Raw genomic sequence first — 12,765 nt, forward strand, 5'->3', positions numbered from 1 at the left:
CGTGGTCACTGCGGTCGGGGCCGCGCGCGGTCGAGAGAAACGGAGCACTTGCATGTCGTCTGGAACTACACAACTTCACCCACCGGGAAGGCTGTCGCGCTTCGTCGCGGCCGCGCTTGCCGGGTCGGTGCTCATTGGCGGTGTGACGCTCGGCGCGACGCCGGCGGCAGCGTCGGTCGGCGGCGACCTCGTGACGCATCCGGTGGCGGCGACGCTGCACCCGCTGAGCGCTGACGGTACGACGAGCGGCCGACTGAATGGCCTCGTCGACCTGCCGGTGCTGCTCGGTGACATTGGCGACTACACGCTTGAGGGCCTCGGTGCCCCCGAGGGCGATCGCACGGGTAATGCGGTCGCCGAGAAGGCGTACGAGGCGGGGCCGATTGACGGCATCATGACCGACCCAAAGAAGGGCAAGGTCGATAGTGAGCCTGGCCGCGGCATCGAGATTGGCGGCGGCTCTGATCGAGTGACCCGCACGCCCTCGGGGCTCACGGGCGAGACCGTGATCGAGGGCATCGTCATCGACCTTGAAGAGCTCAACGACAAAGTAGCGAAGGTGCTGGGGCGCGGCGTTGTGGCCGAGGCCGACCGCGTGGCGACGACCGCGACGGTGGGCGTTGGCGGCGAGTCGCTCACCACGACGAAGGTCGAGGGGCTGCGCCTGCTCGGCGAAACGATCGAGGCCCCGGGCGGTGTGCTGGAGCAGCCGGTGAGCCGCGAGCTCACGGTCAAGAGCAATGACGTGGTTGCGCTGTTGCGCAGCCTCGGCATCAAAGAAGAAGACATCGGCTCGTACTCGGGCCTCGTCGATTCGAGCAGCCTGAACGGCGTGTTCACGATCACGGCGAGCACCCCGGCCGAGGGCGGCCTGCACCTCGACGCGCACATCACCCTGAACATTAAGGCGAAGCTCATTCTTGGGCTTGGCGGTGCTGACCTGACGGCAGACTCGACGGTGCTCGAGGCGGTGTTTGCCGGAGCATCGCTCTCGGCACCAGCGGCGATGGCGCCGTCGGTCGCCTCGCTTAGCGCCACCGAGGCCGAGGCCGGCGAGAGCATCTCGGTTTCGGGAACCGGTTTTGTCGTGGGCGGCACGAGTGTGACCGTTGGCGGATCAGCGACAGCCATTCCCGAGGTTGCGCCCGACGGCTCGCAGCTTTCATTCGTGGTTCCGCAGGGCCTCGCGGCGGGCAGCTACCCCGTTGTCGTTGCGACGAAGGGCGGATCGGCCGAGGCAGGTTTGCTCACCATTCTTGGTGATGACGTGGTTGCACTCTCGTTGACGGGCATCGCTCCAGAGCAGGCAACGCACGGCGAGACCGTGACGCTCACGGGGTCTGGTTTCGCACCGGGTGCCACGAGCGTTCGCATCATTGACGCAGAGGGCGTCGAGACGCGGGTTGCTGCGGCCGACGTGCAGGTGGCCGAGAGTGGCCTCAGCGCGACGCTGCGCCTGCCCGAGTCGCTCGCGGTTGGTGAGGCGACGCTCGAGGTGAGCGTTCGTGGGCAGCAGGCAAGCGCGCAGTTCACGGTGCTGGCGCTCGCCGCACCTGAGATTCCCGCATCGGGCGGTGCCACGGTCACGGGCCTCATGCAGCGCGAGAGCGCGGTGCGGCTCACCGAAGACAACTCGAAGGCGATGACCTGGAGCAACCCGACGATCGCGAACCCGGTTGGCGACACCGCGACCTCGACGCTGTACAGCCTTGAGCCGGGCACGCTTGACGCGACCGGGCACGGCGTTGTGACGACGAGTGAGCACGGTTTCAAAGGCACGATCACGCAGGATCTTGCTGGCATGACCGCGAACATCGAGGCGCAGAACCTTGCGATCGAGGCTCCCGCACCGTGGCAGGCGCTGTTCGGCGGCGCCCCAATCGTGACGGCCGAGGCGCTCGCCGCGACCGCGAAGGCAGAGGTGGGCGGAGCATCTGAGGCCAGCACCACGCTTGAAGGCCTCAGGGTGCTCGGCAACCCCGCTGACCTCGTGAACGGTCGTCTCGAGACCGCGCAAGAGTTCACCCGCACCTGGAACCGCGACGAGCTGAGGTCGAGCAGCGTGCTCGACGGTGTTTTCTGGGCCGATGCGCGCGAGGGCTATGACCGGATGCAGTCGAACAGTGCCCTTACCGTGTGGGTGCGCGTTGAGCCGGTTGCGCAGGTGACCGAGTCGGGCAGGGCCGAGGCCGGTGCCTTGCGCGTCATCGCTGATGTGCAGCTGAAGTATGAGGGCGAGAACGGCGGGCTGCTCAAGACCCGTGCGCGCCACGGCACGGGCGACGACCGCAGTGGTCAGCGCGTGAACTTCTTCACCGGCGTCGTGGGCACCGTCCAGGCGCAGTCACCAGACGCGGTGAAACCTTTCGTGCAGCAGGCTGCCCCGAACACGGTCAAAGCGGGCGAGAGTGTGACGCTCACGGGCCACGGGTTCACCGCCGCAACGCAGGTCGTACTCGGCAGCGAAACACTCGCGCCGAGTGAGGTCTCGGCCGATGGCACAAGCCTCACGTTTACGGTTCCCGAGGGCCTCGCGAGCGGTGCGCACCTCGTAAGCGTGAAGAACGCTGGCGGCGAGAGCAACACCCGCGGCCTGACGGTTGCGGGCGCCCCCGTGGTGACCGAGCACCCTGAGCCTGCGACGATCCGCGGTGATGCCGAGGTGAGCTTCACGGCACGCGCGACCGGCTTCCCAACGCCAGAAGTGCAGTGGCAGCGGCTCAGTGACGGCACCTGGCGCGACATCGAGGGCGCGAACAGCGAGACCCTCGTGCTGCAGGCGACTGCGGCCGACACGAATGCCGAGTTCAGAGCAGTGTTCACGAATGCTGCCGGCGAGGCAGTGAGTAACGCGGCGGCGCTCCTCGTCGAGTACGCGCCCGTCGTGACCGCGCAGCCACAGGCCGGATCGTGGCTTGAGGGAGCGACCGCGACGTTTACGGTTGGCTACCACGGCGCCCCGAGCCCGACGGTTGAGTGGCAGCAGAATCGCGGCTCAGGCTGGGTTGCCATCGCTGGCGAGACCGGCCCGACGCTGAACCTCGTGCTCGCGGCAGAAGATCACGGTTCGAGCGTTCGCGCGCTGCTCACGAACGAAGTTGGTGAAACGGCGACCGACGCCGCGGTGCTCTCAGTTGCCTATGCCCCGCGCATCATCGAAGAACCCACGAACGTGACGGTCGAAGATGGCGGTGTTGCGACGTTCACGGCGCGCGCCGAGGCGAACCCCGAGGCTGACGTGCGCTGGCAGTTCCGCCACGCGCTCGGTGGCCCCTGGAACGATATTGATGCCTCGCAGGTGGCCTCTGCCGCGACCGGCGAGTTGAGCCTCACCGGCACGCTCGCCCAGAACGGCCTGCTCGTGCGGGCTATGTTCTCGAACGGCGTTGGCGAGGGCACCCCGACGGCGCCCGCGACCCTCACCGTGACGACCCCGACGAAGCCGGTTGACCCAGAGGGGCCGGGTGAGGGCGAAGTGGGCGAGCTGGCCGCGTTCGCCTCGCCGCTAACAGTGGGCAGCACGGGTCTTAAAGCGAGCGGATCTGCCATCGGTGGCGCTCTGAGCGGGCTCATCAACGCCGAGCTCAGCAAGGGCGTCGAGATTGGCGAGCCCGGTCTCTTCCAACTGCCCGAGGCGGGAACACCGAAGCGCGGCGAGACGATTGAGCAGGAGCACGCAGCCGGTAAGCCGAGCGGGAAGCCTTCGGGCGACCTCGGCAGCGGTAGCAGCTACGGTGACGTCGTCGTGCGCAACGTGTGGAACGACGAGGGCATTACCTCGACCGTCACGGTCGACCGTTTTGAGCTGAACCACCTTGCGCTCGACAAGAAGGGGCGCATCGGCACGGTGCTGGGACTCGACGAGCTCATCACCGCCGAGAACGTGAGTGCAACCGCAGTCGCGCCAGACGACGAGGCGAAGCCCACGTCGGCGAGCGTGAGCGTTGGGTCGCTCAGCATTCTCGGCCAGGAGGTGGGCGAGAATGACGGCCTCATCGGCGGCAAACTTACGAAGCCGATCGTGCGTGAGTACACGCTCGAGATTGACGACATCAACGAGGTGCTCGACGCGCTCGGCGTTGACGTCGGCCAGTTCCTGGTCGAGCCCATCAAGGGCGGCGCGGTCGCGCACATCGTCGTTACCGTGACGCAGCCCCGCGAGGCGGCAGAGAACACGGCGTACGCGACGGGCCTGAGAGTCTCGGCGACCGCCGACCTCGAGGTAAACCTTGCCACGCAGGGCACCGATCAGTCGCTCGTCGAAACCGTGCACCTCACGACGAACGGCGCGGGAGAACTCTTCAGCGTCGAGATCGCGGGTGCGAGCGCGGCGCGCGGCGGGGCCGAACTGCCGAAACCCGGCGACGGCACCGAGGTTCCGGTCGATCCGGTTGACCCCGTCGAACCGGGCGTGCCAAACCTGCCCATTGAGGCATACGCGCCGACCGCGACCCCTGACCGCGTCATCGTGAGCCCCACGGCCGACGCGACCACGGGCCGCACCGTGACCTGGCGCACCGACGAGTCGGTGGCTGCGGGGCAGGTGGAGTACCGGGAGGGATCCGCTGCACAGGTCATCGCGGTACCCGCGACGAGCCGCGACGCGATCGATCGCAAGGGAACCCAGTCGGGCGAAACCTTAAGCTACAAGGCACGCAGTCACTCGGCTACCGTGACGGGACTCAAGCCCGGCACTCGCTACGAGTACCGCGTGGGCGATGGGCAAGACGCCTGGAGCGAGTGGTTCAGCTTCGAGACCGCGAGCGCGAAGGCCGACCCCTTCTCGTTCATCTACGTGGGCGATGCGCAGAACGAGCTTCGGGCGCACTGGGCCGAGGGCATGCGCGAGGCCTACGCCAAGCTGCCCGACGCCTCGCTCGTGCTGCACGCCGGCGACCAGATCAACCACGCCGATAACGACGTGCAGTGGGGCGAGTGGTTCGACGCCGACCCGGCGAAAACCGCGAGCGTCGACCAGCTGCTCGTCGCGGGCAACCACGAGTTCTTAGAGGGCGGCCTGTACAACGCGTGGCATGAGCACTTCACCATGCCGGGCAACGGGCCCATCGTCGACCCCGCCGCCGATGCGTGCACGCTCGTGTACCAGAAGAAGATCGCCGAGTCGCTCGCGAACATCGTGTACTCGATCGACTACCAGGGCGTGCGCTTTATCACCCTGAGCGGAACGATCGGCACCCGCGACCTCATCCCGGCATCAGACGCGCTCGCCGCGGCTGGCTGTGGCACCTCGGCCGATCCGATCAGCATCTGGACGGGCATGCAGGCCGCATGGCTCGACGAGCAGCTCGAGTCGAACCCGGGCAACTGGTCGGTCGTGAGCATTCACCAGCCGCTCTTCTCGACCTCGGTCGGGCGTGACAACGAGCACCTGCGCGCCGCCTACCTCGACGTGATCGAGCGCCATAATGTTGACCTCGTGCTGCAGGGCCACGACCACACCTACGGTCGCGGCCACATGCAGGCGAACGAGACTGCCGCGGAAAGTGGCGTGCACGGCGGGCCCGTCTACGCCGTCTCGGTGCTTGGCCCCAAGAAGTACGAGCTCGACACCGCCGACCCCAATGACTGGACCGGCAACGGTGCGGTGCGCGTGACCGCCTACGAGGGCGTGCGCACCTACCAGGGCATCGAGATCAACGGCGGCCGCCTCACCTACAACGCCTACCAGGTGGGAACGGGCAAGGTCGTCGACTCCTTCGAGATCTGCAAGCAGGCCGACGGCACGAAGCTCGTGGGCGACGCGGCGTCGCTCCCGGCCGAGTGCGTGGCCGGGCCGACGAAGCCGGTGGATCCTGTGGATCCGGTTGACCCCGTCGACCCGGTTGACCCTGTTGATCCGGTCGACCCGGTCGACCCTGTTGATCCGGTTGACCCGGTGGACCCTGTCGACCCTGTTGATCCGGTTGATCCTGTCGATCCGGTTGATCCTGTCGATCCGGTTGATCCGGTGGACCCTGTCGACCCGGTTGATCCTGTCGATCCTGTCGACCCAGGCCAGCCGGTCGATCCGGTTGCGCCCACGCTTACGACCCCGGATCCGCTCACGGATGCGCAGCTCGATGCTGCCGGCGCGGGCGGGCTCGAGATCGTGAAGCGCGACGGCTACACCCTCACGTTGCGGGTTGATGCGAAGTACGCGGGCGATCCGCTTGCGATGTTCGTGCACTCGACTCCGACGTTCCTCGGGTGGAGCGTGCCCGATGCCCGCGGCGAGTTCACCCTCACGCTGCCCGGCTCGCTCACGAGTGGCGAGCACCGGCTCGTGGCGCTCGACGCAGCTGGCTCGCTCGTCGGATGGACTCCGGTGAAGGTCGAACGCAACGCCGACGGAACGGTCACCGTGCTCGCCGCAACCGGCGCCGCAGGTGGGCCCGCGTTCATGCTCGCCGGTGCGGGTGTGCTGTTGCTCGTGCTCGGTGGCTCAGTGTGGGTCGCGCGTGCTCGTCGTGAGGCACGCGCCGCGATGTAACGCGACACGCGGGGCGGGGTGCGCCGGGGCTGTAGGCCCGGGTTGCACCCCGCTTTCGCGTACCCGCACAGGGTGCGGATCGGGGCCCGGCAGGCCGATGGCTGGGCTGATCCGCGCCCCTCATCACATTGTTGGCAATGTTGCCCCGAAAACCACCGAAAACGCCCCAAAAGTGCAAACATTTTCGCGGTCCCAAGCCCTTCCCGTGAGATAGTCGAGGCATGACCGCACCCATTGACCGCGCCGCAGTACTCGATTTCATCCGCCGCGATGCCGCCGCTGGCAGGCTCGCCGCGTGGGGCCGCTCGACCGTCATCGACGAGAACACGGGCGTGCCCTCGTTCGACGAGCCGCTCTTCGCCGAGCTGCACGCCGCGGCAGGTATCGACGCCGACTTTCCCGTCGGAAACGCCGGCCTGCTGCACGTCTACGGATACTGGTTCTCACACGTCATGACCCCCTACGGACTCAAGCGCGAGCGCTGGCAGGATGGCAAGCTCGCTGCCGCGCTCGGCCTGCCCGCCGACGCCTTTCACCTGCACGACCGCGGCGCGACGACCCCGCTCGAGCGCGTCATGAACGCGACGCTCCCGCTACTTAGCGACGCCCCCGAGGGAGCCCTCGTCGCTGAAGCCCCGCTCGACGCGGCAGCCGACGCGCTGGCCCTCGCCCAGACCCAGCTCCCGATGAAACCCGCGGCGGATCGCCCCGCCTCGCGCACCTCGCTCGACCCGCGCACCCCGCTCGCCCCGCTCGACCCGACCCCGATTCCCGCCCCAACCCTGGATGCGGGCCTGACCCCGGCCCCGGACGCGGGCCCGAACCTCGCCCGCCGAAGCCGGGTCGTCTGCCTGCCCGCTCACGACGGGCACCCGGCGGTGCTTGTCTACGGTGTTGAGGGCGTTGGCACCCAGCTGACCATGCAGCTCGTTACGGTGTTCCCGTTCCAGGGCGATCCATCTGGCGTCATCGCCGACTTCGCGCGCGCCCCGCGCTACCGCTGGAACGCGATGCCCTAGCGCGTGCGGGGCGCCGTGCCTCGTGCCCGGCGCTCCGTGCCCGGCGCTTCGTGCGTTGCGGGCGCACCTCGCTTCCCACACCTTGCCGCGCCGTCTACTTGACAGAAAGCAGGGTGTTTCCGTGAAATAACCCTGCTTTCTGTCAAGTAAACCGAACGGGGGGCTTCGCGCACTGTCCGTGCGGCTTCGCGTGCCTGGCGCTATCGCCGCAGTTTGACGAAAAGCAGGGTGTTTCGGCGATAACACCCTGCTTTTCGTCAAGTAGATCGAGAATCGCGGATCGCGCCGCAGCCTTGCGTGCGATGAGTCCCGAGCCCGGAGTCCCGAGCCCGGAGTCCCGAGCCCGGAGCCCCGAGCCCGGAGCCCCGAGGCCCGCGCCCCCAAGCGCAGCTTCAAAAAAGTTTGTGACATTTTTGCAGCCCGCCGCGTCTCATTGGTAGAGCGATAATCTTCGCTCCAACGATGGCATTGCCCTCGGGCGGTGTCACACCACACGGAGGGACATCTCATGGCTGCAGAAGAGACAAACAAGACGGTTGTTACTGACGGCGATCTTGCCGCGAAGACTCCGGTACCGGGGTCACGCGTCGATCGTGTTTCAACGACCACCCCGAACCCATCGGCTGAAGACTCTGCCGGCAAGACCACAATCGCAGAGGGCGTTGTTGCAAAGGTCGCGGGCATTGCCGCTCGCGAGGTTCGAGGCGTCCACGCGCTCGGGGGTGGCGGGGCTCGAGCACTGGGCGCGATCCGCGATGTCGTGAACGCGACCGACCTTACCCAGGGGGTCAAGGTCGAGGTGGGCGAGACTCAGGCGGCTGCCGATATCACGATCGTGGTCGATTACCCCGCCCCGATTCAAGAGGTTGCGGGCAATGTGCGAGCAGCGGTCACCGATGCGATCTCGCGTCTCGTGGGGCTTGAGGTTGTCGAGGTGAACGTCGACGTGAATGACGTGCACCTGCCGAGCGAAGACAACGATAGTGAGGGCGACGACAGCGAGGCGCGAGTCTCATGAGCACGACGCTAACCGGAGCCCTCGTTGGGGCGGTGCTCGGGTTTGCGGCGATGCTGTTCGGCTTTTGGGGCTTTCTGCTCGTCGCGCTCATGATGGGCGTCGGTGCGCTCATCGGGCGGGTAATGTCTGGCGAGCTTGACCTTCGCGCCGTCGCTGGCGCATTCACGGGCCGGAAAACTTCATCATGAGCGCCGCGACCGCCCTGGCACCTGCAGGCGCGAGTCTCGGCATGACCTCACACCCGTCAGGACGCATTAGCGTTCGTGAGCGGGTACTCGAGAAGGTGGTGCGCGAGACCTCGGCTCAGGTGTTGTGTGTGCCGAGAGATGACGTCAGGGTCGCGCTCACGGAGTGGGGGCGCGGGCTCGCCGTCAATGTTGCGGCAAAGTTACCCATTCCTGACCTTGCCGACGCCGAGGCGGTCGCGAGCGCAACTCCCGTGTTACAGCGGTTGCGCAGCGTGCAAGAGGAGCTTGCTCGAGAGTGCGGTCGCCTGACCGGTCGCACGATTGAGCGGGTTTCAATCACGGTGACCGGCGCGGTGGTTCCGACACGAAAGCGGGTGAGATAGATGAGCGAAGGGGTATTAGCAAGGGTTGTGCGTCGCGAGACGCACTCACCTCGAACGGTCTTGACCGTCGTGCTGCTCGTCGTCATTATGGTGGCAGTGGCCTACGGCGCAACTGAGCTGGTGCTGCACATCGCTGGAGCCGCACCACTCGTCATGGCGCCGCATGAAGCCCTTGCCGCTATCGCCGGGGTTCCTGATCTCGAGGGATCTGAGGCGAGCGTCACGGTAGCCATTGGGGTGATCGCGGCGCTTGTCGGGCTCATTCTGCTGTGGCTGTCGTTCTCGTCAGCACGCAGGCCTCGGCACGAGAGCCAAATCTCGAGGTACTCGGTGGTCGTCGACAACGGTGTTATTGCTTCGGCGGTAGCCGAGAACCTGCGCCGCGAACTTGACCTGCCGAAATCAAGCGTGGTCGTTGGTATCGGCCACAGGACCGCTGATATTACGATCCGCCCTCAGCCAGGCCAGGTGGTCGATCGTGAGCGGGCCTCGGTCATTGCTCAAATCGAGCTTGCCAGTTACGAGCTTCGCCCTCCCGTGAAAGTGCGCACGAGGGTCGTGAAGACCGATGAGCGAGGAGAGTTCTCATGAATGAAACCAACCGTGGCCTGAATCGGGCCGTCATCGGTCTTGTTGGCCTGCTCTTACTTGCCGGGGGATTGGCCATTGTCATGGCGCAGCTCTGGCCTGCGGCGGCAGAGGTCTGGCGCTCAGTCGCTACCTCGTCTGAGGCGTGGCTGACCGAGGCGCAACGTCGCACCCAGATGGGTGAGGGCGGTGCCCTGAACGGGGTCACTCTCGGGGCCTTGCTACTCGCCATCATCGGCGTTGTGCTCTGCATCATCATCATGGCGCGACTCGGCGGCGGTCGGGCTGCATCGGTCACTCGGCTTGAACCGGGTGAAGGGCCGATCGGCGCTATCACCCTCGAAGAGTCGTTTGCTGCCGATGCGCTTGCGCACTCGCTTGAAGCAGATGACGCCGTGGTCACCTCGAAAGTATCGACTCGGCGTATTCGCGGGGTTGATGTGCTGCATATTCAGGTGGCTCCTCGCCAGAACGTCTCGCCGGGCATCATTGTCGAGCGTGTTTCTGGACTGGTCAATAACCTGTCGACGCTGCTCGGCCGCGACCTTGATGCACTCGTGTCAGTTCGGTCTGGCATTCGTGCGAGGTTCGCAGCCGACCAGCCTCGAGTGCAGTAGACCCGGTTGTTCCGGGCGCAAAACGAAAGGAACAGTGCAATGCGAAAGAATCTCTTGATTGTTGTGATCGTCGCGGTCGCCGGTTACATGGTTGGCGTCGAGTCTGCGAAGAAACGGGGCAAACATTACGAAGATCTCAGGCATCAGATTGAGCGTTTGTGGACGAGTCCCGAGGCGAAAAAGTCTCGCCGACGCCTCGCCAAAAATGCCCAAAAGTCGTTTGATAAGACGCGCAAGGCGTTGCTTGGCAGTTGACGCGAGGGTGCTGTGAGAAGCGCGGCCGGGCGGATCAACGGGCCCAGTGCCCGCAACCGAAGCCCGGCTCGCTGCGGCAGCACCCCAAAACGCTGTCATCGATCAGGTCACGAACAAGTGAACAACAGATGAAGATCCTTGAAATCTCGGCGAGAGCGGTTTCAGACTGGAAAGAGAGGGGCCTGACTCCGGGCCCGTTGGCTCTCTACGACGAGAGTCTCTTCTCTGAAGGGGGAGAGGAATGAGAAAGAGGCAGGCCCATACCTCGCTCGCGTGCGCAGAGGATCGGTTACTCGCTGATCGTGCTGTTGACGGTGATGCTGAGGCGTTTGCGGTACTCATCAGGCGCTACACACCCATGATGCGGGCTTACGTTCGGCGCCTGCTGCCTGGCACTGCAGAGATCGATGACGTGGTTCAAGAGACCTTTATTACTGCATGGCACCAACTGCCAACCCTCGAAAATCCCGAACGGGTGAAGAGCTGGCTCATGCGCATCACAAGCCGAAAGGCGATTGATCGTATTCGGTCGTCGAGATCACACGACGGGATCGACGAGGTTGAGCCTGCTGCACCCGAGCAGATCACGCCGCAACGACAGGTCGAGGCGAGAGCCGGTGTAGCCGCGCTCTCAGAGGCCCTGCAGCAGCTTCCTACCGCCCAGCGAGAGTGTTGGATGTTGCGAGAAGTGGGCGGTTACACTTATGAAGAAATCTCTCACGAGTTGGGCATTCCCCTGTCTACGGTACGAGGCTTGCTTGCCCGGGCGAGAAAAGACATCATCGTTCGAATGGAGCAATGGCGATGAACGATCCCCTGAATTCCCGGGCTCCCCATCTTGGAGTCAGCGCAGACGAGCTCAACGGTTATACCGTTGAGCAGCTGTCTGACTACCTTGATGCCGGGCGAACCCCAGATGACCCTGAAATAGAGCATTCGCCTGGCTGTCTCTTAGTGCTTGACGCGCTAGAGCGGCTTCGCGATCTCACCCCTGAATTACTCGAGGTTGATGCGGCCGCCGAAGCTGAACCCGAAGAGAGCTTTGTGCAGAGCATTCTCTCGAGTATCGCGCTTGACGCACGCGCGGGACGGCGCATTCCCATCGAAGCTGAAGACCCGACATTCGACCTCGGCATCACTGAAGGCGCTCTTCGCGGCGTCATTCGCTCGGCCGAGAGCGCGGTACCCGGAGCCCTCGTCGGTAAGTGCCGGTTCGACGGTGACCTGACCACTCCGGGGGCGCCGGTTCGCGTGCAGGCCGAAGTGAGCATTCGGTACGGCCTGCCGATTCCCGAACTCGTTGAACAACTACGTTCTGAGATTCAGAACCGTATTCGCGTGCACTCAACCATTCGACTCGTAGCGGTCGATCTTACGGTGCGCGATGTGCATGAACGCCCCGCAATGAATGGAGACCAGCGGTGAGACACCCTGATGCAAACGCGGCAGAGCCCATGAGCGCCGAGCCGCCCGAAGCTGACCCCGCGAGACCAGAGCCCGCAGCGGCGGGCGTGACGCTGCCGTCGGGCGAGACGCCGCCGTCGGGAGAGATGCCGCCGTTGGGCGTGACGCTGCCGTCGGGCGTGGCAACGATGCCGATGCCAGAGCCGCACGAACTCGCCGCGGGGCTCGAAGCCGCGGTGCGCGAAGCCGCTGGGATTGCCGCGGTATACGACGTTGGTGGTGTGCTGCAGAAGGCGGTTGCGGCGGGCGTGCGCGCTCTCTTGAACGAGCCGGCTCAGGCTACCCCGCGCGTGACGGTTGAACAGGGTGACGACGGCTTACACGTAGACGTTGCGGTCGGGGCCGATGCCCACCCGGAGGCTGCGGGTAACGCTGGAGCGTTCCCTGAATCGGGAGCCGTCGCGGCTACGCGAAACGCTGCAGCGGCCGTTACTGCCTACTGCGCTGAGCGTGGGCTTCCCGTTGCATCGGTACGAGTGACGGCCGCTCGCGTCGGCGCTGTTGCCGCTTCGCGCAAAGCTCTCGGGTAGCCGCGAGCGCCCACTCGTGTGCTCGCGCCCGCGTTCGCTCTCTGCCGGGCCGGTTCTGGCGCCGATCCGCGTCGCCATGGGCTCTGTCGGCCTTTGATCTGCGATGTGCTGTTCTTGCCGGCGGCTGATTTGTGCCCCCGCATCGTCTACTTGACGAAAAGCAGGGTGTTTTCGTGAAATAACCCTGCTTTCTGTCAAGTAAACCGGCCGAGG

General features: G+C 65.6%; 11 protein-coding genes. All 11 read left to right on the forward strand.

The window, feature by feature from the left end; translation table 11 throughout:
• Positions 1-52 precede the first annotated feature (52 nt).
• The gene (locus tag KTJ78_RS05255) at positions 53-6,490 is read left to right on the forward strand and encodes a fibronectin type III domain-containing protein (RefSeq protein ID WP_217133313.1); all 6,438 of its coding nucleotides are present in this window, start codon (positions 53-55) and stop codon (positions 6,488-6,490) included.
• Between the two features lie 221 nt (positions 6,491-6,711).
• Positions 6,712-7,509, forward strand: coding sequence for a hypothetical protein (locus KTJ78_RS05260; RefSeq protein ID WP_217133314.1), 798 nt, complete (start codon positions 6,712-6,714; stop codon positions 7,507-7,509).
• A gap of 508 nt (positions 7,510-8,017) precedes the next feature.
• A complete protein-coding gene (locus KTJ78_RS05265) occupies positions 8,018-8,527 on the forward strand; it encodes an Asp23/Gls24 family envelope stress response protein (RefSeq protein WP_217133315.1) in 510 nt (169 codons plus the stop codon).
• On the forward strand, positions 8,524-8,715 hold the full coding sequence (locus tag KTJ78_RS05270; RefSeq protein WP_217133316.1) for a DUF2273 domain-containing protein: 192 nt from the start codon (positions 8,524-8,526) through the stop codon (positions 8,713-8,715). Before KTJ78_RS05265 ends, KTJ78_RS05270 begins: the two co-directional genes overlap by 4 nt.
• The gene (locus KTJ78_RS05275; protein ID WP_217133317.1) at positions 8,712-9,098 is read left to right on the forward strand and encodes an NTP pyrophosphohydrolase; all 387 of its coding nucleotides are present in this window, start codon (positions 8,712-8,714) and stop codon (positions 9,096-9,098) included. Before KTJ78_RS05270 ends, KTJ78_RS05275 begins: the two co-directional genes overlap by 4 nt.
• Positions 9,099-9,689, forward strand: coding sequence for an Asp23/Gls24 family envelope stress response protein (locus tag KTJ78_RS05280; protein ID WP_217133319.1), 591 nt, complete (start codon positions 9,099-9,101; stop codon positions 9,687-9,689). It abuts the gene before it with no gap.
• On the forward strand, positions 9,686-10,303 hold the full coding sequence (locus tag KTJ78_RS05285; RefSeq protein WP_217133320.1) for a hypothetical protein: 618 nt from the start codon (positions 9,686-9,688) through the stop codon (positions 10,301-10,303). Before KTJ78_RS05280 ends, KTJ78_RS05285 begins: the two co-directional genes overlap by 4 nt.
• A gap of 39 nt (positions 10,304-10,342) precedes the next feature.
• Complete coding sequence (locus KTJ78_RS05290) at positions 10,343-10,558, forward strand: hypothetical protein (RefSeq protein ID WP_217133322.1); 216 nt, start codon at positions 10,343-10,345, stop codon at positions 10,556-10,558.
• Between the two features lie 241 nt (positions 10,559-10,799).
• Positions 10,800-11,366, forward strand: a complete 567-nt coding sequence (locus KTJ78_RS05295; RefSeq protein ID WP_217133323.1) for an RNA polymerase sigma factor — start codon at positions 10,800-10,802, stop codon at positions 11,364-11,366.
• Positions 11,363-11,983: an Asp23/Gls24 family envelope stress response protein gene (locus KTJ78_RS05300; protein WP_217133325.1), complete on the forward strand. Its 621-nt coding sequence runs from the start codon at positions 11,363-11,365 to the stop codon at positions 11,981-11,983. The genes KTJ78_RS05295 and KTJ78_RS05300 overlap by 4 nt, the downstream gene beginning before the upstream one ends.
• Complete coding sequence (locus KTJ78_RS05305; RefSeq protein WP_217133327.1) at positions 11,980-12,552, forward strand: hypothetical protein; 573 nt, start codon at positions 11,980-11,982, stop codon at positions 12,550-12,552. The genes KTJ78_RS05300 and KTJ78_RS05305 overlap by 4 nt, the downstream gene beginning before the upstream one ends.
• The last annotated feature ends 213 nt before the right edge of the window (positions 12,553-12,765 follow it).

The sequence above is a fragment of the Leucobacter chinensis genome (assembly GCF_019049105.1).
GTDB lineage: Bacteria > Actinomycetota > Actinomycetes > Actinomycetales > Microbacteriaceae > Leucobacter_A > Leucobacter_A chinensis.

Bases quoted from the DNA above. Each gene is read 5' to 3' on its own strand.
- KTJ78_RS05285 (WP_217133320.1), top strand. From the start codon at position 9,686: ATGAATGAAACCAACCGTGGCCTGAATCGGGCCGTCATCGGTCTTGTT.
- KTJ78_RS05290 (WP_217133322.1), top strand. From the start codon at position 10,343: ATGCGAAAGAATCTCTTGATTGTTGTGATCGTCGCGGTCGCCGGTTAC.
- KTJ78_RS05255 (WP_217133313.1), top strand. From the start codon at position 53: ATGTCGTCTGGAACTACACAACTTCACCCACCGGGAAGGCTGTCGCGC.
- KTJ78_RS05260 (WP_217133314.1), top strand. From the start codon at position 6,712: ATGACCGCACCCATTGACCGCGCCGCAGTACTCGATTTCATCCGCCGC.
- KTJ78_RS05270 (WP_217133316.1), top strand. From the start codon at position 8,524: ATGAGCACGACGCTAACCGGAGCCCTCGTTGGGGCGGTGCTCGGGTTT.
- KTJ78_RS05280 (WP_217133319.1), top strand. From the start codon at position 9,099: ATGAGCGAAGGGGTATTAGCAAGGGTTGTGCGTCGCGAGACGCACTCA.
- KTJ78_RS05275 (WP_217133317.1), top strand. From the start codon at position 8,712: ATGAGCGCCGCGACCGCCCTGGCACCTGCAGGCGCGAGTCTCGGCATG.
- KTJ78_RS05295 (WP_217133323.1), top strand. From the start codon at position 10,800: ATGAGAAAGAGGCAGGCCCATACCTCGCTCGCGTGCGCAGAGGATCGG.
- KTJ78_RS05300 (WP_217133325.1), top strand. From the start codon at position 11,363: ATGAACGATCCCCTGAATTCCCGGGCTCCCCATCTTGGAGTCAGCGCA.
- KTJ78_RS05265 (WP_217133315.1), top strand. From the start codon at position 8,018: ATGGCTGCAGAAGAGACAAACAAGACGGTTGTTACTGACGGCGATCTT.